Genomic DNA, 22,632 nt, shown 5'->3' on the forward strand with positions numbered 1-22,632 from the left:
TCTGGGAGTTTTGCTTTTAAAAATCAGAATGACTTGTTGGCCTTGATAAAATCAGTAAAAAAAGATATGATAGATAGTGACAAAAGAGGTATCAAGTATGAAGGAAAAAGACATTCAAAGAGCAACAAGCCAGATTGTAGAAGATGTAATAGACAAGGCTAATTTGAAGCAAGGAGCCATCTTTGTTTTGGGCCTTTCTTCTAGTGAAGTGATAGGTGGTCAGATTGGCAAGGAATCCAGCCAAGAAATTGGGGAAATCATTGTGAAGACCATTCTAGCTATCCTAGAGGAAAAAGGAATTCATCTAGCTGTTCAAGGTTGTGAACATGTCAATCGAGCCCTCGTTGTTGAACGTCAGGTGGCAGAGCGGTTTGGTCTTGAAATCGTCAGTGTCCTTCCGACTCTTCATGCGGGAGGTTCGGGTCAGTTGGCAGCCTTCAAGTTTATGCAGGATCCAGTTGAGGTTGAATTTATCAAGGCCCATGCTGGATTGGATATCGGAGATACTGCGATTGGCATGCATGTCAAGCATGTTCAGGTTCCGATTCGCCCTCTTTTGAGAGAAATTGGGCATGCCCATGTAACGGCTCTAGCTAGTCGTCCCAAACTAATCGGAGGTGCGCGTGCGCATTATCCACAAGATTCTATCAGAAAGCCGTGAAATCATTCTGTAGTAACAGAAGAAAAGCAAAAGACAGAGGAATTAACGGTATAGATACCATGACTTCCTCTGTTCTTTTTTGTTGGATTCTTGTGCAAAGTGCTCCAAATAAGATCAGTTTTTACAAGAAGAAGGGGTGTTATCTGATGGAGAATTGCCAAAAGTAGAAAAAAGCAAGGTAGAGAAGATTTTTCGTTATAGAAATCAATAAACAAAGCTGGATTTAGCTGTTCTAGGTTGGCTTTTTTGTGCTATACTTAAGATATGCATAGAAAAACAGTGATTGATTTTAGGGCTTTGGGGGAGAGATACACCTTTACCCAGCCGATCAGAGAGTTAAAAACGAGAGATTTAGCAGAAGTAGCAGACTTGCTGGCACAAGTGGAAAGCTACCAAGAGCAAGGCTACTATGTAGTGGGCTATGTCAGCTACGAGGCTGCACCTGCATTTGAGGAGAAATTAGCAGTTCATAAAGCTCCTTTACTGGCAGAGTATCTGCTATATTTCACAGTTCATGATAGGGTAGAAACATCGCCTATTCCTTTGACTTATGAGGAAGTAGATCTGCCTTCAAAGTGGCGAGAACAAACATCTGCAGAGGACTATAAAAAAGCTATTTCCCAGATTCACCATCATTTGCGTCAGGGGGACACCTACCAGGTAAATTACACTGTCCAACTCAAGCAAGACTTGAGTGTCAATCCTTTTGCCATTTACAATCGTATGGTGGTAGAGCAGGAGGCGGGCTACAATGCCTATGTTGAACATGATGAGATGGCAGTGATTTCCATGAGCCCAGAGCTCTTTTTTGAGCAAAATGACCGTGAGTTGACAACGCGACCAATGAAGGGAACGACTCAGCGGGGAGTGGCTGACCAAGATGATCTGGACCAGGCTAGTTGGTTGGAGCAGGATCCCAAAAATCGTTCTGAAAATATGATGATTGTGGACCTCTTGCGCAATGATATGAACCGTATTTCCGAAGTGGGTAGTGAACATGTGGAGCGTCTCTGTCAAGTGGAGCAGTATTCAACCGTTTGGCAAATGACTTCGACCATCAAGAGTCAGTTACGATCGGATGTTGACCTAGTTGAAATCTTCCGTTCGCTCTTTCCATGTGGTTCCATAACGGGAGCTCCAAAAATTGCGACCATGGAAATCATCAAGAACTTGGAGCCCCAACCCAGAGGAGTTTACTGCGGAACGATTGGTCTCTTGCTTCCAAATGGACGACGGATTTTCAATGTCGCCATTCGGACCATTCAACTGCATCAAGGGAAAGCCATCTATGGAGTTGGAGGCGGGATTACTTGGGATAGCACCTGGGAATCTGAATACCGAGAGGTTCATCAAAAGGCGGCTGTACTCTATCGTAAACAAGCACGTTTCCAATTGATTACAACTGGGAAAATCAGCCAGAAAAACTTGTTATTTGAAGAACAACATCTGGAAAGACTGACAAAGGCTAGTCGATATTTTGCCTATCCTTTTAATCCGGAAGAACTGAGACAAAAGATAGAGAAAGAGTGCCAAGTTTGTGATGCTAATCAAGACTACCGCTTGCGAATCATCCTCAGCAAATCTGGAGAGATAGAACTCAGTAGCCAAATCTTAACACCCCTTAGTCCAAGTTTCTGTCAGGCTCAACTTTGTCTGCAAGAAGCAGATTTGAATCAAGCGTTTACCTACTTTAAAACAACTAATAGACCACACTTAAGTCTAGGGGAACAGGAAATCATTTACCATAATGCAACAGGAGAACTACTTGAGACCTCTATTGGAAATCTGGTCTTAAAAATTAATGGTAAACTCTACACACCGCCTACCAGTCTAGGAATTTTACCAGGAATCTACCGCCAGCATTTGCTGGAAAGAGGACTGGTAGATGAAAAAGTCTTGACTTTAAAAGACCTAGCTCAGGCGGAGGCTATCTATGGCTGTAACGCAGTCAGAGGTTTGTATGAGTTGGAAGTGATATAACTATGGATTTTTCAATTAAGTTTTAGATTTATTTGTTAATATTTAATATTTGATTTGAAAGCAAAATTAAATATATGGTATACTATAAGTATAAATCAATAAAAATAATGGAGATTTTTATGAAAAAATCAAAAAAATTTTAGTAACCAGCTTAGCAACTGCAACACTGGGACTTATTGCATTATCAGATACAACTGGAGACTTTCCTTTTTCGGCTCAGCATGTTTCTGCTCAAGAAAAGGATGCATCTAAAAATGGTAAGGTTGTAAAAGAGAATACAACTTCGGCGTCAAATCAAGCTGAGAAATCAAAAACACCAGCGCAAAAACCTGCTGAGAAACCAAAAACACCAGCGCAAAAACCTGCTGAGAAACCGAAAACACCAGCACAAAAACCTGCTGAGAAACCTAAAAATACAAGTCCTAAAGAGGATAAGTCCAAATCTACAGCTCAGTCTGGTTGGGTAGGCTCATCGTACTATGAAAATGGTACTAAAGTTACTAATAAGTGGATTTTTGATAAAAAAGCTAATTCTTATTTCTATCTAAATGCTTCGGGAAACTATGTCCAAAATACTTGGGAAGGCAATTACTATCTCAAATCAGATGGAAAGATGGCCAAGAATGAATGGATTTATGATAAGAAATACTCTGCTCATTATTATTTAACAGGAGAAGGCAGCTACGCTCGTAATACATGGGTAGGTAATTACTATCTAAAATCAGATGGGAAGAGAGCTAAAAATGAATGGATTTATGATACGAAATCGAGTTCATATTTTTATCTAACATCAGAAGGAAGTTCTGCTCGTAACACTTGGGTAGGAAATTACTACCTCAAATCAGATGGAAAGATGGCTAAGAATGAATGGATTTATGACAAAAACTACGGGTCATACTATTATCTAACAGCAGAAGGCAGCTACGCACGTAACAAATGGGTAGGTAATTACTATCTAAAATCAGATGGTAAGATGGCCAAAAATGAATGGGTAGATGGTGGCCGGTATTATGTTGATTCTGACGGAAAGATAGTAAAAAGTGAATGGATTTATGACAAAAACTATGGTTCCTATTATTATCTAACAGCAGAAGGCAGCTATGCTCGAAGCAAATGGGTCGGAAATTATTATCTCAAATCAGATGGTAGGATGGCTAAAAGTCAGTGGGTAGATGGTGGCCGTTACTATGTTGATTCTGAAGGCAAAATGGTAAGGGGCAAATGGGTAGATGGTGGCCGTTACCATGTAGGATATGATGGTGTGTGGCAACCAAAACCAGAAGACGGGAATCCATACTCAGCAGCTTTAAAGACAGCACAAGATTATAATAAGATTCATTTGTCAAAAAAAGGAATTTATGAGATGTTAATTTATGAAGGTTTTAATAGTGACACTGCACAATATGCTATCAATCATTTGCAAGCAGACTATAAGGCTAATGCCTTAGCTAAAGCAAGAGGACTCCGAAAGAATACCAATTTATCAAAGACAAAAATTTATGAGAGGCTAACTAATCCTTGGCTTGGACAATTTACAAAAGAAGAAGCCAACTATGCCATTCAACATTTAGGGGATAAATAGTTATTAATTATTAGATGTAACTTTTTCATGCAAACCTTTGCACAAAAGAGACGATTTTGTTATAATATATCTGTAAGCATTTTCAATTAAAAAGGAGAAGACGATGAGTCAAAAGATTATTGGGATTGACCTTGGTGGGACATCTGTTAAGTTCGCAATTTTAACACAAGAAGGAGAAATCCAAGAAAAATGGTCTATCAAGACCAATATTTTGGACGAAGGAAGCCATATTGTAGACGATATGATTGAGTCTATTCAGCATCGTTTGGACTTGCTTGGATTGTCTGCTACGGATTTCCGAGGCATTGGAATGGGATCACCTGGTGTGGTTGACCGTGAAAAAGGGACTGTTATCGGTGCCTACAACCTTAACTGGAAAACCCTTCAACCGATTAAAGAAAAGATTGAAAAAGCCTTGGGCATTCCATTCTTCATCGATAATGATGCCAACGTAGCTGCACTTGGTGAGCGCTGGATGGGGGCTGGTGACAACCAACCGGACGTTGTCTTTATGACACTTGGTACTGGTGTTGGTGGTGGTATCGTGGCAGAAGGCAAATTGCTTCACGGTGTTGCTGGTGCAGCAGGTGAGCTTGGCCACATCACTGTTGACTTTGACCAACCAATCGCATGTACCTGTGGTAAAAAAGGCTGTCTTGAGACAGTTGCTTCAGCAACAGGGATTGTCAACTTGACTCGTCGTTATGCAGATGAATACGAAGGCGATGCGGCCTTGAAACGCTTGATCGACGACGGTGAAGAAGTAACAGCAAAAACTGTCTTTGACCTTGCAAAAGAAGGGGACGACCTTGCCTTGATCGTTTACCGTAACTTCTCGCGTTACTTGGGAATCGCTTGTGCCAATATCGGCTCCATCCTCAACCCATCAACAATCGTTATCGGTGGAGGTGTGTCAGCTGCAGGAGAATTCCTTCTCCAAGGTGTTCAAAAAGTGTACGACGAAAATACCTTCCCACAAGTACGCACAACAACTAAATTAGCTCTTGCAACTCTAGGAAATGACGCTGGAGTGATCGGAGCAGCGTCGCTTGTATTGCAATAAGATAAAGAAAGGGGAAAAACACTACTTTAAAGCTAGTGATTTTCCTCCTTTCTTTTTTTATGCTATACTAGTTAAGACTATAAATGAGGTGAGAGTAAATGACAAAAGCAGATATGATTTTTAAAGAGAATATTGAACGAATCCTCAAAGACGGCGTCTTTTCTGAACAAGCACGTCCCAAGTACAAGGATGGGACTGTTGCCAACTCCAAGTACATAACGGGTGCCTTTGCTGAGTACGACTTAGCCAAGGGGGAATTCCCCATCACAACCTTGCGCCCGATTGCTATCAAATCCGCCATCAAGGAAGTACTATGGATCTACCAAGATCAGTCTAATAGCCTAGAAGTGCTAAATAGCAAGTACAATGTTCACTACTGGAATGACTGGGAAGTGGGAGACACGGGAACCATCGGTGAGCGCTATGGGGCTGTGGTTAAAAAGCACGATATCATCAACAAGATTCTCAAGCAGTTGGAAGCCAACCCTTGGAACCGTCGAAATATCATCTCGCTCTGGGATTACCAAGCTTTTGAGGAGACAGACGGCCTCCTTCCATGCGCCTTTCAGACCATGTTTGATGTCCGTCGAGTAGATGGGGACATCTATCTAGATGCGACTTTGACCCAGCGCTCGAATGATATGCTGGTGGCTCACCACATTAACGCTATGCAGTATGTGGCTCTTCAGATGATGATTGCCAAGCATTTTGGATGGAAGGTTGGGAAGTTCTTCTACTTCATCAACAACCTTCATATCTATGATAATCAGTTTGAACAAGCAGAGGAATTGCTTCGTCGTGAGCCGTCAAACTGCCAACCTCGTTTGGTTTTAAATGTTCCTGATGGGACCAATTTCTTTGATATCAAAGCGGAGGACTTTGAGTTGGTTGACTATAATCCGGTTAAGCCGCAACTGAAGTTTGACCTAGCTATTTAATACTCTTAGAAAATCTCTTCAAACCACATCAGCTTCGCCTTACCGTAGGTATGGTGACTGACTTCGTCAGTTCTATCCACAACCTCAAAACAGTGTTTTGAGCTGACTTCGTCAGTCTTATCTACAACCTCAAAGCAGTGCTTTGAGTAACCTGCGGCTAGCTTCCTAGTTTGTTCTTTGGTTTTCATTGAGTATAAAAGAAAATAAAAAGAAGTTGAGATTTCTCAACTTCTTTTGTTGCTTAATGTGATACGCGACGGCGAGCCGCTTTTTTACGGTTTTCTTCGATGAAAGCTGCTTTTTGCTCTTCTGGCTCAATCACTTTCTTTTTAATTGCGTATACTGCACCTGCAACGGCAGCGACAGTTCCTGCGACACCTGTTACAAGACCTTTAGCGAATCCTTTAGCCATGAGTCTTCCTCCTTTATCTTCCCGATCAGCCAGGCTCCTAAAGTGGTAGCATTTTTCTGACTGACCTTTTTGTGATATAATAATAGTAACGAAAAAATGGAAATTTTTCAAGGAAAAAAGATGAAAACAAAAATAATTGTGATTGTTGGACCGACTGCTGTTGGGAAGACAGCCCTTGCTATTGAAGTGGCCAAGCGCTTTGGTGGAGAGGTGGTCAGTGGTGACAGTCAGCAAGTATATAGAAGGCTAGATATTGGGACGGCCAAGGCTAGCCCAGAGGAGCAAGTAGCTGTTCCTCATCATTTGATTGATGTCAGAGAGGTGACCGAGTCTTACTCGGCTTTTGATTTTGTTTCAGAAGCTAAGAAGGCTATTGAGGATATTCAAAGTCGTGGCAAGCTAGCCATTATTGCTGGTGGAACCGGGCTTTATGTCCAGAGCTTGTTGGAAGGCTACCATCTAGGTGGGGAGACACCTCATGAGGAGATTTTAGCCTATCGAGCTAGTTTAGAGTCTTATTCAGATGAGGAATTAGCTCATCTTGTGGAGCAAGCAGGCCTTGAAATTCCCCAATTTAACCGTCGTCGAGCTATGCGAGCCTTGGAAATAGCCCATTTTGCTCAGGATTTGGAAAATCAAGAGACCTTGTATCAACCGTTGATTATTTGCTTGGATGATGAACGCAGTCAACTTTATGAGCGTATCAACCATCGCGTGGATCTCATGTTTGAGGCTGGGCTTTTGGATGAGGCTAAGTGGCTTTTTGATCATTATCCAGATGTGCAGGCAGCCAAAGGCATTGGCTACAAGGAACTCTTTCCTTATTTCCGTGGGGAGCAAACTCTTGAGGAAGCAAGCGAGAGTCTCAAACAGGCGACCCGCCGTTTTGCTAAGCGTCAGTTGACATGGTTCCGTAATCGCATGCAGGTCACCTTTTATCAGATAGGAGAGCCTGGTGTGCAAGACCGTATTTTAAGCCAGATTGAGGAGTTTTTAAATGATTGAAACGGAGAAAAAAGAGGAACGGGTCCTGCTCATTGGTGTTGAACTGCAGGGTATGGAAAATTTCGACCTCTCCATGGAAGAGTTGGCCAGTCTGGCTAAGACAGCTGGCGCAGTCGTAGTCGATAGCTACAGACAAAAACGTGAAAAATATGATTCCAAGACCTTTGTTGGCTCTGGTAAGTTGGAAGAGATTGCACTGATGGTAGATGCGGAGGAAATTAGCACTGTCATCGTCAATAATCGCTTGACTCCACGGCAAAATGTCAATTTGGAGGAAGTTCTCGGTGTTAAGGTGATTGACCGTATGCAGTTGATTTTGGATATCTTTGCCATGCGGGCTCGAAGCCATGAAGGGAAACTCCAAGTCCACCTAGCCCAGCTCAAATATCTCTTACCTCGCTTGGTTGGTCAGGGGATTATGCTCAGCCGTCAGGCTGGTGGAATTGGTTCCCGTGGACCTGGTGAAAGCCAGCTGGAACTGAATCGTCGTAGTGTTCGAAACCAAATTACGGATATCGAAAGACAGCTCAAGATCGTTGAGAAAAACCGAGCTACGGTCAGAGAAAAACGTCTGGAGTCGAGTACCTTTAAAATCGGTTTGATTGGCTACACAAATGCTGGGAAGTCAACTATCATGAACACCTTGACCAGTAAGACACAATATGAGGCTGACGAGCTCTTTGCGACCCTGGATGCGACAACTAAGAGTATCCATCTGGGGGGCAATCTACAGGCAACCTTGACTGATACCGTTGGCTTTATTCAAGATTTGCCGACTGAGTTGGTGTCCAGTTTTAAGTCGACCTTGGAAGAAAGCAAGCATGTAGACCTTCTAGTTCATGTCATCGATGCTAGCAATCCTTATCATGAGGAGCATGAAAAAACGGTTCTGTCTATCATCAAAGATTTGGACATGGAGGATATTCCTCGCCTGACTCTTTATAACAAAGCGGATTTGGTGGAGGATTTCACGCCTACTCAAACACCTTATGCCCTCATTTCTGCCAAGTCTGAGGATAGTCGTGAGAACTTGCAAGCATTGTTTTTAGAGAAAATCAAGGATATTTTCGAACCCTTTACCCTGCGCGTGCCTTTTTCAAAGTCTTACAAGATTCATGATTTGGAAAGTGTAGCGATTCTGGAGGATCGTGACTACCAAGATGATGGAGAGGTGATTACAGGCTACATTTCCGAGAAAAATAAATGGAGGTTAGAGGAATTTTATGACTGATATTAAAACCTTGGCTCTAAAGTATGGAGGTTATACAAGTCTGGATAAGGTCTATCTAGATCAACTTCTAGCTGGCAAAACAGAGCAAGAGCAGTTGGCTCTCATCACACCTCCTCCGAGTGTAGTCAATGCCTACTTTGCTGAACTCTACCAGAAAAAGAGTCCTGAAGCTGCGACGGATTATTTTTCAGAACTCAGTCAGGAACTAAATCTCTACAATGTTGAACCAAGTTTCACCTTTGAAAATAAGCCTTTTATTCGTCTGAACCTGTCGGGTAAATCTTTTGGATTTTGCTATGAGAGTGAGGGACTGGGGAGGATTTTCTCTGAAAATGAAGAGGGAATCTCGGATGACTTACTTTTTGAGATTGCGCAAATTTTCCCCCATCAACTCGTCTTTGAAGAATCTGGAAAGATTTACTTGAAGTCTGTCGGGGACGAAGAAGTTGTTAGTGTAGAAAATCTCACAGCTTTGACAGATTTGGAAAGTTTAGCAGATGGGCGCAAACGTCTAAAGGGCTACAGCCAAGAGGATTTATTGCAAGAAGCTGCTGCTTTTTCTGGAAAGCGCTATTTCCGATCGGAAAATCGCACAGCTATGTTATATATTGATTAATTAGAAAGTATCGAATGGATATTCAATTTTTAGGAACAGGGGCTGGTCAGCCCTCCAAAGCTCGCAACGTTTCAAGTCTCGCCCTGAAACTCTTGGACGAGATTAACGAAGTCTGGCTCTTTGACTGTGGAGAAGGAACGCAAAATCGTATTCTGGAAACCACGATTCGACCACGTAAGGTCAGCAAAATCTTTATCACTCACCTGCATGGAGATCATATCTTTGGCTTGCCAGGATTCCTTTCTAGTCGTGCCTTCCAGGCCAATGAAGAGCAGACAGATTTGGACATCTACGGACCTCAAGGGATCAAGTCCTTTGTCTTAACCAGTCTTCGTGTGTCAGGTTCTCGTTTACCTTATCGTATTCATTTTCATGAGTTTGACCAAGATTCTCTAGGGAAAATCCTTGAGACCGATAAATTCACGGTGTATGCAGAGGAGCTGGACCACACTATTTTCTGTGTTGGTTATCGTGTCATGCAAAAGGACTTGGAAGGAACCTTGGATGCTGAAAAACTTAAGGCTGCTGGTGTTCCGTTTGGCCCGCTTTTTGGAAAAATCAAAAACGGTCAGGATGTTGTCCTAGAAGACGGAACTGAAATCAAAGCTGCTGACTATATCTCAGCACCACGTCCAGGTAAGATTATCACCATTCTGGGTGATACCCGAAAAACCAATGCCAGTGTGCGTCTAGCTGTCAATGCCGATGTCCTTGTCCATGAATCGACTTATGGTAAGGGTGATGAGAAGATTGCCCGCAACCACGGTCACTCAACCAATATGCAGGCAGCTCAAGTAGCAGCAGAAGCCGGTGCTAAGCGCCTCCTGCTCAATCATATCAGCGCTCGTTTCCTTTCAAAAGATATCAGCCAGCTCAAGAAAGATGCGGCAACTGTTTTTGAAAATGTCCATGTGGTTAAAGACTTGGAAGAAGTGGAAATTTAGAAGATTGAGAAAGGATAAGTATGCGTACTATTCTGATTACCGGAGCAAGCGGTGGCTTAGCCCAAGAAATGGTCAAACTCTTACCAAATGACCAACTCATCTTACTAGGTAGAAATAAGGAAAAACTAGGACAACTCTATGGAAATCATCTCCATGTGGAATTGATTGAAATCGATATTACTGATGACTCGGTCCTAGAGGATCTGGTAGCTGACCTCTATCTCCGTTATGGCAAGATTGATGTCTTGATTAACAATGCTGGCTATGGAGTTTTTGAAGAATTTGACAAGATTTCTGATCAAGATATTCATCAGATGTTTGAGGTTAATACCTTTGCCCTGATGAACCTTTCTCGTCGCCTTGCGGCGCGAATGAAGGAGAACCGAAAAGGGCATATCATCAACATCGTCAGCATGGCAGGTTTGATAGCGACTAGCAAGTCCAGTCTCTATTCGGCGACCAAGTTTGCGGCTATTGGATTTTCAAACGCTTTGCGCCTCGAACTCATGCCCTATGGTGTCTATCTAACGACGGTTAATCCAGGACCGATTCGTACTGCCTTTTTTGATCAGGCTGACCCAGATGGGACCTACCTCAAGTCGGTTGACCGCTTTCTCTTAGAACCAGATGCAGTCGCTAGAAAGATTGTCAAAACCATAGGAAAAAACAAACGGGAACTCAATCTCCCAGTTTTGTTGAACCTAGCCCATAAGTTTTATACACTCTTTCCCAAGCTAGCTGATAAGTTGGCTGGGGGGATCTTTAATTATAAGTAGAAGGAGTTCCTTACAAAAGGAACTTTTTTTATAATATTGATCTGAGTGTCAAAAAATGTTTGTTTTTGTTCTAAATCTACATTCACTTTTTTCGAATCTTCTACAAATTTTAGAAAAAACAATCAAAAATATGATTTTTTGTGTTTAGGGTATTGAAATTTCCTATATTATTTTATAAAATAAGGGTAAAAGGCTATGAAAAAGTAATACGCTTACAAATAAATGGAAGCGGTTACTAAAGGAGGATTTTATGGAAAAAGGCCATTGGAATCGTAAAAGAGTCTACAGCATTCGTAAGTTTGCCGTAGGCGCTTGCTCTGTCATGATTGGAACCTGTGCGGTTCTATTTGGAGGAAGTGTCATTGGAGAACCACCAGTTTTCGCGGATGAAACTCCGATTACTCACACTGTGGAACAAGCAAAAGAGGAAAGTCCGGCAGTGGAGGAAAAAGAAGATCAAGCTGTAGCAGAGCACAATGATGCTGCAAGTGTCGACCAAAGTCAAGCTGCTCCAATTGAAGCAAGCAAACCAGAGAAGAAAGAAGAGGAACCTGTAGCTCCAAAAGAGGAGAAAGCATCTCTAAAACCTGAAGAAACAGCACCAAAGGTAGAATCTCAAGCTTCAAGTCAAGAAAAGCCTGTCAAGGAAGAGTTGAAAGCTGCGACAAATGAAGAAGTGAATCAAATGATTGAAGATAGAAAAGTGAATTTTAATCAAAATTGGCACTTTAAACTCAATGCGAATCCTAAAGAAGCTGTGAAATCGGATGCAGATGTATCAACATGGCAAAAATTGGATCTCCCACACGACTGGAGTATCTTTAACGATTTTGACCATCAGTCACCTGCCCAAAACGAGGGTGGACAGCTCAATGGTGGTGAAGCTTGGTATCGCAAGACCTTTAAACTTGATGAAAAAGATCTCAAGAAAAATGTTCGTGTCACTTTTGATGGTGTCTATATGGACTCTCAAGTCTATGTCAATGGCCAGTTAGTGGGGCATTATCCAAATGGATATAACCAGTTCTCATACGATATCACCAAATACCTTCACAAAGATGGTCGTGAGAATGTGATTGCTGTCCATGCGGTTAACAAACAGCCAAGTAGCCGTTGGTACTCAGGTAGTGGTATCTACCGTGATGTAACCTTGCAAGTGACTGATAAGGTTCATGTTGAGAAAAATGGAACAACCATCTTAACACCAAAACTTGAACAACAGCAACATGGCAAGGTTGAAACTCATGTAGCCAGCAAGATTGTCAATACAGACGATAAAGACCATGAACTGGTGGCAGAGTATCAAATCGTTGAACGTGGTGGTCAGGCTGTAACAGGCTTGGTTCGTACAGCGAGCCGTACCTTGAAAGCACATGAATCAACAAGTCTTGATGCGATTTTAGAAGTTGAACAACCAAAACTCTGGACAGTTTTAAATGATAAACCTGCCTTGTACGAATTGATTACGCGTGTTTACCGTGACGGTCAATTGGTTGATGCTAAGAAAGATTTGTTTGGTTACCGTTACTATCATTGGACTCCAAATGAAGGTTTCTCTTTGAATGGTGAACGCATTAAATTCCATGGTGTTTCCTTGCACCATGACCACGGAGCGCTTGGAGCAGAAGAAAACTATAAGGCAGAATACCGCCGTCTCAAACAAATGAAGGAGATGGGAGTTAACGCCATCCGTACAACTCATAACCCTGCAAGTCCACAGACCTTGCAAATCGCAGCAGAACTTGGTTTGCTCGTTCAGGAAGAGGCCTTTGATACTTGGTATGGTGGTAAGAAACCTTATGACTACGGACGTTTCTTTGAAAAAGACGCTACTCACCCAGAAGCTAGAAAAGGTGAAAAATGGTCTGACTATGATCTTCGTACCATGGTCGAAAGAGACAAAAATAACCCAGCTGTCTTCATGTGGTCTATCGGGAATGAAATCGGTGAAGCTAACGGTAATGCTCACTCTCTTACAACGGTTAAACGCTTAGTAAAAGTGATTAAAGATGTTGATACTACACGTTATGTAACTATGGGAGCAGATAAGTTCCGCTTTGGTGATGGTAGCGGTGATCATGAGAAAATTGCTAATGAACTGGATGCAGTTGGTTTCAACTATTCAGAAGACAACTACAAGAAACTTCGTGCGAAACATCCAAACTGGTTGATTTATGGTTCAGAAACATCTTCAGCAACCCGTACACGTGGTAGCTATTATCGCCCTGACCAAGAATTGGTACATAGCAACCAAGCTTATCGTAATTACGAACAGTCCGATTATGGAAATGACCGAGTTGGCTGGGGTAAAACGGCAACAGATTCATGGACGTTTGACCGTGACAACGCTGGCTATGCTGGACAGTTTATCTGGACCGGTACAGACTATATCGGGGAGCCTACACCATGGCACAACCAAAACCAAACTCCTGTTAAGAGCTCTTACTTTGGTATCGTAGATACAGCCGGTATTCCAAAAAATGACTTTTATCTCTACCAAAGCCAATGGGTTTCTGCTAAGAAGAAACCAATGGTTCACCTTCTTCCTCACTGGAACTGGGAGAATAGAGAATTAGCCTCTAAAGTAGAAGATGCACAAGGCAAGATTCCAGTTCGCGCATACTCTAATGCTGCTAGCGTAGAATTGTTCTTGAACGGTCAATCTCTCGGAGTTAAGAAGTTCAACAAAAAACAAACTAGCGATGGGCGGACTTACCAAGAAGGTGCCAATGCTAAGGAACTCTATCTTGAGTGGAAGGTTGCGTACCAACCAGGTACTTTAGAAGCAGTAGCTCGTGATGAAGCTGGTAAAGAAATTGCACGTGACAAGATTACCACTGCAGGCCAACCAGCTGGAGTTCGCCTCGTCAAGGAAGAACACGCCATCGCAGCAGATGGAAAAGACTTGACTTACATCTACTATGAAATCGTAGACAGTGAAGGAAATGTGGTACCAACTGCCAATAATTTGGTTCGTTTCCAATTGCATGGACAAGGTCAACTGGTCGGTGTTGATAATGGGGAACAAGCCAGCCGTGAACGCTACAAGGCGCAACCAGACGGTTCTTGGATCCGTAGAGCCTTTAACGGTAAAGGGGTTGCCATTGTCAAATCAACTGAGCAAGCAGGGAAATTCACCCTTACTGCCCACTCTGATCTCTTGAAATCAGACCAAGTCACTGTCTTTACAGGTAAGAAAGAAGATCAAGAAAAGACTGTTTTAGGTACAGAGGTGCCAAAAGTACGTACTGTTATTGAGAAAGAGCCAAAAATGCCGAAGACAGTCGGTTTTATCTACAGTGATGGCAGTCGTGAAAAACGTCCAGTAACTTGGTCTTCAGTTGATGTGAGCCAAGCAGGAGTTGTGACTGTTAAAGGTATGGCAGACGGACGCGAAGTTGAGGCCCGTGTCGAAATTCTAGCAATTGCAAATGAGCTTCCAACTGTTAAGCGTGTTGCTCCAGGAACAGACTTGAGCGCTGTTGACAAATACGTTTCTATTGCTGTAACGGATGGAAGCGTACAAGAATACGAAGTTGATAAGTGGGAGATTGCGGAAGCAGATAAAGCTAAACTGTCAGTTGCAGGGTCACGTATTCAAATGACTGGCCAACTGGGTGGCGAGACTATTCACGCTACCCTTGTAGTAGAAGAAGGTGAGGCTGCAGCACCTGTAGCACCAAATGTAACTGTAGGTGGCGAGTCTGTCGCTGGTCTTACTAGCCAAAATCCAATGCAATATCGAACTCTTGCTTACGGTGCATCCTTGCCAGAAGTTGTAGCAAGTGCTGAAAATGCGGATGTTACTGTAGTCCAAGCAAGTGCAGCAAACGGCATGCGTGCAAGCATCTATGTTCAACCAAAAGATGGTGGCCCTCTTCAAACCTATGTAATTCAATTCCTTGAAGAAGCACCAAAAATTGACCATTTGAGCCTACAAGTGGAACAAGCGGACAGCCTCAAAGAAGACCAAACAGTGAAATTGTCTGTCCTTGCACACTATCAAGACGGAACACAAGCAGTTTTACCAGCTGATAAAGTAACCTTCTCTACAAGTGGTGAAGGGGAAGTCGCAGTTCGTAAGGGAATGCTTGAATTGCATAAGCCAGGAACAGTCACTCTCAAGGCAGAATATGAGGGGGCTACAGGTCAAGTTGATCTCACTATCCAGGCCAATACTGAGAAAAAAGTAGCCCAATCTATCCGTCCAGTAAACGTAGTAACAGACTTGCATCAAGAACCAAGCCTTCCAGCAACAGTAACAGTTGAGTATGACAAAGGTTTCCCTAAAGCCCACAAAGTCACTTGGCAAGCCATTCCAAAAGAAAAACTAGACCACTATCAAACCTTTGAAGTTCTAGGTAAAGTTGAAGGTCTTGACCTTGAAGCGCGTGCTAAAGTCTCTGTAGAAGGTGTCGTTTCGGTTGAAGAAGTCAGTGTGACAACACCAATCGCTGAAGCACCACAATTACCAGAAAGTGTTCGTACCTACGATTCAAATGGTCACATTTCATCAGCTAAGGTTACTTGGGATACGATTCGTTCAGAGCAATACGCCAAGGAAGGTGTCTTTACAGTTAATGGTCGCCTAGAAGGTACGCAATTAACAACTAAACTTCATGTTCGCGTATCTGCTCAAACTGAGCAAGGAGCAAATATTTCTGACCAATGGACCGGTTCAGAATTGCCACTTGCCTTTGCTTCAGACTCAAATCCAAGCGACCCTGTTTCAAATGTCAACGATAAATTGATTTCCTTTAATGACCGCCCAGCTAACCGTTGGACAAACTGGAATCGTAAGAAAGACGCATCAGTAGGAGTTCTCTTTGGTGACTCTGGTATTTTAAGCAAACGTTCAGTTGATAATCTAAGTGTCGGATTCCACGAAGACCATGGAGTAGGTGTTCCTAAATCTTATGTGATTGAGTATTATGTTGGTAAGACTGTCCCAACAGCACCTAAAAACCCTAGCTTTGTTGAAACTGAAAATCATGTCTTTAACGATCCTGCAAACTGGAAAGAGGTAAGCAATCTCAAAGCCCCAGCTCAACTCAAGGCTGGAGAAATGAATCATTTCAGCTTTGATAAAGTTGAGACCTATGCTGTCCGTATTCGTATGGTGAGAGCAGACAACAAACTTGGAACGTCTATCACAGAAGTGCAAATCTTTGCGAAACAAGTTGCGGCAGTCAAACAAGGACAGACAAGAATCCAAGTTGACGGCAAAGACTTAGCAAACTTCAACCCTGATTTGACTGACTACTACCTTGAGTCTGTAGATGGAAAAGTTCCTGCAGTAACAGCAAGTGTTAGCAACAATGGTCTCGCTACCGTCGTTCCAAGCGTTCGTGAAGGTGAGCCGGTACGTGTTATCGCTAAGGCTGAAAATGGCGACATCCTAGGAGAATACCGTCTACACTTTACAAGCAATAAAGATTTGCTCTCTCGTAAACCAGTTGCCGCGGTCAAACAAGCTCGCTTGCTACAAGTAGGGCAACCGCTTGAATTGCCAACTAAAGTTCCTGTTTACTTCACAGGTAAAGACGGCTACGAAACCAAAGACTTGGCAGTTGAATGGGAAGAAGTTCCAGCAGAAAATCTGACAAAAGCAGGTCAATTTACCGTTCGAGGCCATGTCCTTGGTAGTGATCTTGTTGCTGAGTTCACTGTACGAGTGACAGACAAACTAGGCGAGTCTCTCTCAGATAACCCTAACTACAATGAAAATGGAAACCGTGCATTTGCCTCTGCTACTAATGATATTGACAAGAATTCAAAAGATAGAATTGATTACATCAATGATGGTAATCAGGATGAGAGTCGTCGTTGGACAAACTGGTCAGCAACACCTTCAGCTAATCCAGAAGTTTCAGTAGGTGTTATTTTCCGTGAAAATGGTAAGATTGTAGAGCGTACTGTTGATCAAGCCAAACTCCGCTTCTTTGCTGACAGTGGTACGGACGCACCATCTAAACTCGTATTGGAACGTTATATTGGTCCAGAGTTTGAAGTGCCGACCTATTATTCTAACTATCAAGCTTATGACGCAACTCACCCATTCAACAAACCAGAGAACTGGGAGACGGTTCCTTATAAAGCTGACAAAGAAATCCAGGCTGGTGATGACATCAACCTAACATTTAAAGCAGTAAACGCTAAAGCTTTGAGATGGCGCATGGAACGAAAAGCAGACAAGAAAGGAATTGCTCTTGTTGAAATGACTTTCTTGGCTCCAAGTGAAAAAGCAAAAGATAGTACTCAATCGAAGATTCTTGTAGATGGAAAAGAACTTCCTGACTTCGCTGAAGATCGTCAAGACTACCAAATCACCTATAAAGGTCAACGTCCAAAAGTTTCAGTTGAAGAAAGCAATCAAGTGGCTTCAACAGTTGTAGATAGCGGAGACGATAGCCTTCCAGTACTTGTTCGCCTTGTTTCAGAAAGTGGAAAACAAGTCAAGGAATACCGTATCCACTTGACCAAGGAAAAACCAGTTTCTGAGAAGACTGTTGCTGCTGTACAAGAGGAACTTCCAAAACTCGAATTTGTTGAAAACGATTTGGCCTACAAGACAGTTGAGAAAAAGGATCCAACACTGTATCTAGGTGAAACTCGTGTAGAACAGGAAGGAAAAGTTGGTAAAGAACGTATCTTTACAGCGATTAATCCTGATGGAAGTAAGGAAGAAAAACTTCGGGAAGTGGTAGAGGTTCCGACAGGCCGCATCGTCTTGGTTGGAACAAAACCAGGAACCGCCCTTCCAGAAGATGAAGTGAAGAATCTTGTCCTTGACAGACCAGAACTTGTAATCGAAGAAGAAACAATTGACTTCAAGGTTCAGGAACGTAAGTCTGATAAGTTGTACCTAGGAGAAACTCGTATCCTCCAAGAAGGTCAAAAAGGTATCCGTCTTCACTTGATTGAAGTGGAAAATGGAAAACGTCAGCTTAAAGAAACTTATGATAAAGTCGCTGCTCAAGATCGTATAGTAGAAGTTGGAACAAAACCAGGAACTTCTCTTCCAGAAGACGAAGTGAAGAACCTCGTTCTTAATCTTCCAGAGCTTATCTCAGAAGAAGAAATCATTGATTTCAAAGTTCAGGAACAAAAGAATGATAAGCTTCCAGCGGGTCAAACTCGTGTTCTACAAGAAGGTCAAAAAGGTGTCCGTGTTCACTTGATCGAAGTTGAAAATGGTAAGCGAACTGAAAAGGATAGCTATGATAAAGTTATGGCTCAGGATCTCATTGTAGAAGTCGGTACAGCTAGTGAAACAACTAAGCCAGTACCGCAAGAAGCTACAAAACCACAAGTTTCAGAAGAAGCTGATACAAAAGAAATTGCTTCAAGTGCAGCTAGTCAGGTTCAAAAAGAGCAGTTGCCAAATACAGGAAGTGCAGCAAGTCAAGCAGCCCTAGCAGCAGGTTTAGCTCTTCTTGGTTTGAGTGCAGGATTAGTGGCCACTAAAGGTAAAAAAGAAGACTAGAATGAATAAGTATTTCTTCTAAATGTATCTCAGAAAGACCAGGGAAACCTGGTCTTTTTAATGGGTAGAAGTATTCTCTCTAGAGCAATTTTAGCGTTTATGAAATCAGATACCCAAAATGATAAAAACATTATCTGGTATCGAAAACGAGATGAACTTATTTTTTAAAAAATAGCGGTAAAATATACTGGATTCTGTTTCGGTGATAGGGGAAGAAAAGACACAAAGAGGTTAATATACGGTTGTGAAAAAGTCGATTTCAAACCATAAGAAAAAATTGGATTTTTTTTATAAAATTTTGCTTGATAGTCCTAGCCTTTTTCTTCATAGTATGATAAAATGTGGATGTAATGTGGCTAATAATTTTCGCTTGAAAAAGGAGAATGGTGATTAGTTGGGGACAATCAGTTAGTTTACTATTACATTGTACATTTACAACTGAATAATATAAGAAAGGAAGATTAAATGAACAAGAAAATAAGATCTTGGATTCAGATCCTTATTCTATGTTTGGGAGTTATTCTCCAATCGTTTGCCCCTCTAACGCAAGTACATGCGACAGAGTATAATGATGTGATCACTAGTGTAGGTGTTGAGAACAAATCTGGTGAAGCATTAACGCAAGGATTGGATATTTGGCAAGAATTCCGTCTTACGGCAGATTTCGTGTTGCCAGATAATACAGTGCATGAAGGTGATACAACAACACTTCAATTGCCATCAGAGATTGCATTTTCAAACTCTTCAGACATTGAATTACGAGATGCTTCTAACAATCTTGTAGCTACTGGTCGTTTAGATGCAGCTAGCAAAACAATTACTCTCACTTATACAAAATTTGTTGAGAATAATTCTGGCGTTAGGGGGAAATTCTTTGTCTATGTCCGAGTTGACCATGACGTTGTTTCAGAAGAAAAAGACGTTGATGTCAACATTACTGTAGGACATAGAGTTCTATTTGCAGGAAAGATCCGTTATAACGGCCCTCCAGGGAAATACGACTCGAAAATCGAAAAGAGTTCATTTCAACAGGGAGGAGATCCTAACAATGTAATCCGCTATAACATTACTGTAAACCGCAATATGGCGAACTACAGTGATGTTACTATCAAAGATGCCTTCTCATCTCCAAATATGAAATTCCTACCAGATACTTTTCGTATTTATAAAGTAAACTGGAGCTGGAATAACGGAGACTGGAAATGGTCCGATGCTCAGGATATGACTGAAACCTTTAAAAACCAACTAGTGGTAAATGCGAATGGTGATGGTTTCACCCTTCCTTTAGGAGATACTAATGGTTTTGGTTATATGATCGAGTATCAAGCTAAAGCGAATTATGATCTAGTCGATGGTGAGGAAATCACGAACGTAGCCAACATGAGCTACAATGGTAGTGAGTATGAACAATCAACTAGCACACGTACCTACCAGATTGCAGGTGGTGTTGCGGAAGGATATGTTTTCACCATTAAAATTCATAAGGTAGACGAAGCAGGCAAACCATTGCAAGGCGCAGTTTTTGAAGTAATTCGTGATCGTAACCAAGCCGTTGTTGGACGATTGACAACAGATTCTGATGGTAACGCTAGTGTGGGCAAATTGTTGCGAGACAACTATACAATTCGTGAAGTAACTGCTCCTCTTGGCTATGACAAATTAACTGAAGATATTAAAATTTCTCCAGATGAGTTTGGTTCAGACAAATCAGTAGAACGTCGAATTGAAAATAAGAAGACACCTCCGAAGACTCCAATTGAAAAAGAGATTACTTTCAAAAAGGTGGATCCAAATGGAAAAGAAATTCCAGGAGCGGAACTGAAAATCTATAGTGGAGATACAGTTAATCTTGAAGAGGCACCTGTTGCAGACTGGACTACTGTAGCTGACACTTCTAAAGTGATTAAGCTGGCACCAGGGACCTACACTCTAAGAGAGTTCGATGCTCCAGAGGGATATCAATTTGTAGGAGATATTACTTTTACTGTTAATGCTGACGGTTCTATCACTATTAAGAATAAGGGAGCTGATGACACTGTTCTTGCAGCTGGTCCAGTTCTGACTATTACCGATAAAGAGGATACTAGTCCAAAACCAATTACCTTCAGTAAGGTAAACCTTGGAGGAAATGAAATCGCTGGTGCACAGATTAAGATCTACAAGGGCGAAAAAGCTGAAGGCACAGCTGTAGAAAGCTGGACTTCAACTGACCAACCTAAGCAACTGAATCTTGAACCAGGCATCTACACTTTCCATGAGGAAGCAGCCCCAACTGGATACCTCAAAGTAACGGATATCACTTTCCAAGTTAAACCTAACGGTACTGTTGAAGTGACAAAAGTAGGTGAAAAAGATTCTAAAGGTGAAGACAATCGTGTTGTAGCCCAAAATTCAACTCTGACAGTTACTGATAAAGATGACGATGTAGCTCGTAAAATCACGTTCAGTAAAATTAGTCTTGGTGGGGTTGAAATCGCAGGAGCACAAATCAAGATCTTCAAAGGCGATAAGGCAGAAGGCACAGCCGTAGAAAGCTGGACTTCAGAAGCTGGTAAGTCTAAAGAATTGAGCTTAGCACCAGGTACATACACTTTCCATGAGGAAGCAGCCCCAACTGGTTACCTCAAAGTAACGGATATCACTTTTAAAGTTAACTATGACGGAACAGTTAAAGTGACGAATGTTGGTACTAAGGATGCTAAAGGCGAGGACAATACTGTCGTAACCGATGGTTCAACAATCAAAGTCACTGATAAAGATGACGATAGTCCACGTAAGATTACCTTTAGTAAGGTTAACCTTGGTGGTACAGAAATTGCAGGAGCTCAAATCAAGATCTACAAGGGCGACAAGGCAGAAGGCTCAGCTGTAGAAAGCTGGACATCTGAAGCTGGTAAGTCTAAAGAGCTCAACTTGGCCCCAGGTACTTACACCTTCCATGAGGAAGCCGCTCCAACTGGTTACCTCAAAGTAACCGACATCACTTTCCAAGTCAAACATGATGGCACAGTGGAAGTGACCAACGTTGGTGAAAAAGACTCTAAGGGTGAAGACAACAAGGTCGTAACTAATGGCTCAACTGTTACAGTAACGGATAAAGACGATGATAGTCCAAAAGCCATTACTTTCAGTAAAGTTAGCCTTGGTGGAACAGAAATCGCAGGCGCTCAAATCAAGATCTACAAGGGCGACAAGGCAGAAGGCACAGCCGTAGAAAGCTGGACTTCAGAAGCTGGTAAGTCTAAAGATCTCAACTTGGCTCCAGGTACTTACACCTTCCATGAGGAAGCAGCCCCAACTGGTTACCTCAAAGTAACGGATATTACTTTCAAAGTGAAAACTGACGGAACAGTAGAAGTAACCAATGTCGGCGAGAAAGACTCTAAAGGTGAAGACAACAAAGTTGTCACCAACGGTTCAACTGTTACAGTAACCGACAAAGACGATGATAGTCCAAAAGCTATTACTTTCAGTAAAGTTAACCTTGGTGGTACAGAAATCGCAGGTGCTCAAATCAAGATCTACAAGGGCGATAAGGCAGAAGGAACAGCCGTAGAAAGCTGGACATCTGAAGCTGGTAAGTCTAAAGATCTCAACTTGGCTCCAGGTACTTACACCTTCCATGAGGAAGCAGCCCCAACAGGCTACCTCAAAGTAACGGACATCACTTTCCAAGTCAAACATGATGGCACAGTGGAAGTGACAAATGTTGGTGAAAAAGACTCTAAAGGTGAAGAAAACAAAGTTGCCACAAACGGTTCAACTGTAACTGTAACTGATAAAGATGATGACCTTCCACGTAAGATTACCTTCAGCAAGGTTAGCCTTGGTGGAACAGAAATCGCAGGCGCTCAAATCAAGATCTACAAGGGCGATAAGGCAGAAGGCACAGCCGTAGAAAGCTGGACTTCAGAAGCTGGTAAGTCTAAAGACTTGAA

At 42.2% G+C, this 22,632-nt stretch carries 14 protein-coding genes; 12 read left to right on the plus strand and 2 right to left on the minus strand.

Going from position 1 to position 22,632, the window contains the following annotated elements; all coding sequences use genetic code 11:
- Positions 1 to 97 precede the first annotated feature (97 nt).
- From O3652_RS06660 to O3652_RS06680, 5 genes are all read left to right on the plus strand, one after another.
- Positions 98 to 661, plus strand: a complete 564-nt coding sequence (locus O3652_RS06660) for a TIGR01440 family protein (protein ID WP_162284510.1) — start codon at positions 98 to 100, stop codon at positions 659 to 661.
- 264 nt (positions 662 to 925) lie between these two features.
- Positions 926 to 2,641 (plus strand): aminodeoxychorismate synthase component I, encoded by a 1,716-nt coding sequence (gene pabB, locus O3652_RS06665; protein WP_070568610.1) that lies wholly within the window; start codon positions 926 to 928, stop codon positions 2,639 to 2,641.
- Positions 2,642 to 2,768: 127 nt separating this feature from the next.
- On the plus strand, positions 2,769 to 4,223 hold the full coding sequence (locus O3652_RS06670; RefSeq protein ID WP_371590188.1) for an Ltp family lipoprotein: 1,455 nt from the start codon (positions 2,769 to 2,771) through the stop codon (positions 4,221 to 4,223).
- 103 nt (positions 4,224 to 4,326) lie between these two features.
- Positions 4,327 to 5,286 (plus strand): ROK family glucokinase, encoded by a 960-nt coding sequence (locus O3652_RS06675; RefSeq protein WP_000078589.1) that lies wholly within the window; start codon positions 4,327 to 4,329, stop codon positions 5,284 to 5,286.
- Between the two features lie 98 nt (positions 5,287 to 5,384).
- The gene (locus O3652_RS06680; protein ID WP_070568616.1) at positions 5,385 to 6,224 is read left to right on the plus strand and encodes a thymidylate synthase; all 840 of its coding nucleotides are present in this window, start codon (positions 5,385 to 5,387) and stop codon (positions 6,222 to 6,224) included.
- Positions 6,225 to 6,229: 5 nt separating this feature from the next.
- Here O3652_RS06680 and O3652_RS06685 read toward each other — a convergent pair whose 3' ends face one another.
- Both O3652_RS06685 and O3652_RS06690 read right to left on the minus strand, forming a co-directional pair.
- A complete protein-coding gene (locus O3652_RS06685; protein ID WP_070568618.1) occupies positions 6,230 to 6,412 on the minus strand; it encodes a hypothetical protein in 183 nt (60 codons plus the stop codon).
- Positions 6,413 to 6,465: 53 nt separating this feature from the next.
- On the minus strand, positions 6,466 to 6,636 hold the full coding sequence (locus O3652_RS06690; protein ID WP_001051782.1) for a DUF3042 family protein: 171 nt from the start codon (positions 6,634 to 6,636) through the stop codon (positions 6,466 to 6,468).
- A 120-nt stretch (positions 6,637 to 6,756) separates the two neighbouring features.
- Between O3652_RS06690 and miaA the strand changes: the two genes are divergently transcribed.
- From miaA to O3652_RS06725, 7 genes are all read left to right on the plus strand, one after another.
- Entirely contained in the window at positions 6,757 to 7,641 is an 885-nt protein-coding gene (miaA, locus tag O3652_RS06695; RefSeq protein ID WP_125413070.1) for a tRNA (adenosine(37)-N6)-dimethylallyltransferase MiaA, read from the plus strand.
- A complete protein-coding gene (gene hflX / locus O3652_RS06700; RefSeq protein ID WP_125413071.1) occupies positions 7,634 to 8,872 on the plus strand; it encodes a GTPase HflX in 1,239 nt (412 codons plus the stop codon). The genes miaA and hflX overlap by 8 nt, the downstream gene beginning before the upstream one ends.
- The gene (locus O3652_RS06705; protein WP_125413072.1) at positions 8,865 to 9,488 is read left to right on the plus strand and encodes a cystathionine beta-lyase; all 624 of its coding nucleotides are present in this window, start codon (positions 8,865 to 8,867) and stop codon (positions 9,486 to 9,488) included. Before hflX ends, O3652_RS06705 begins: the two co-directional genes overlap by 8 nt.
- 14 nt (positions 9,489 to 9,502) lie before the next feature.
- Positions 9,503 to 10,432: a ribonuclease Z gene (gene rnz / locus O3652_RS06710; RefSeq protein ID WP_061420661.1), complete on the plus strand. Its 930-nt coding sequence runs from the start codon at positions 9,503 to 9,505 to the stop codon at positions 10,430 to 10,432.
- Positions 10,433 to 10,452: 20 nt separating this feature from the next.
- Positions 10,453 to 11,208: an SDR family oxidoreductase gene (locus tag O3652_RS06715; protein ID WP_125413073.1), complete on the plus strand. Its 756-nt coding sequence runs from the start codon at positions 10,453 to 10,455 to the stop codon at positions 11,206 to 11,208.
- A gap of 250 nt (positions 11,209 to 11,458) precedes the next feature.
- The gene (gene bgaA / locus O3652_RS06720) at positions 11,459 to 18,694 is read left to right on the plus strand and encodes an LPXTG-anchored adhesin/beta-galactosidase BgaA (protein ID WP_125413074.1); all 7,236 of its coding nucleotides are present in this window, start codon (positions 11,459 to 11,461) and stop codon (positions 18,692 to 18,694) included.
- Positions 18,695 to 19,159: 465 nt separating this feature from the next.
- Positions 19,160 to 22,632, plus strand: a 3,473-nt coding sequence (locus O3652_RS06725) for a SpaA isopeptide-forming pilin-related protein (protein WP_371590187.1), incomplete at its 3' end; no start/stop codon positions are given.

Source organism: Streptococcus sp. 27098_8_23 (assembly GCF_041432195.1).
Lineage (GTDB): Bacteria > Bacillota > Bacilli > Lactobacillales > Streptococcaceae > Streptococcus.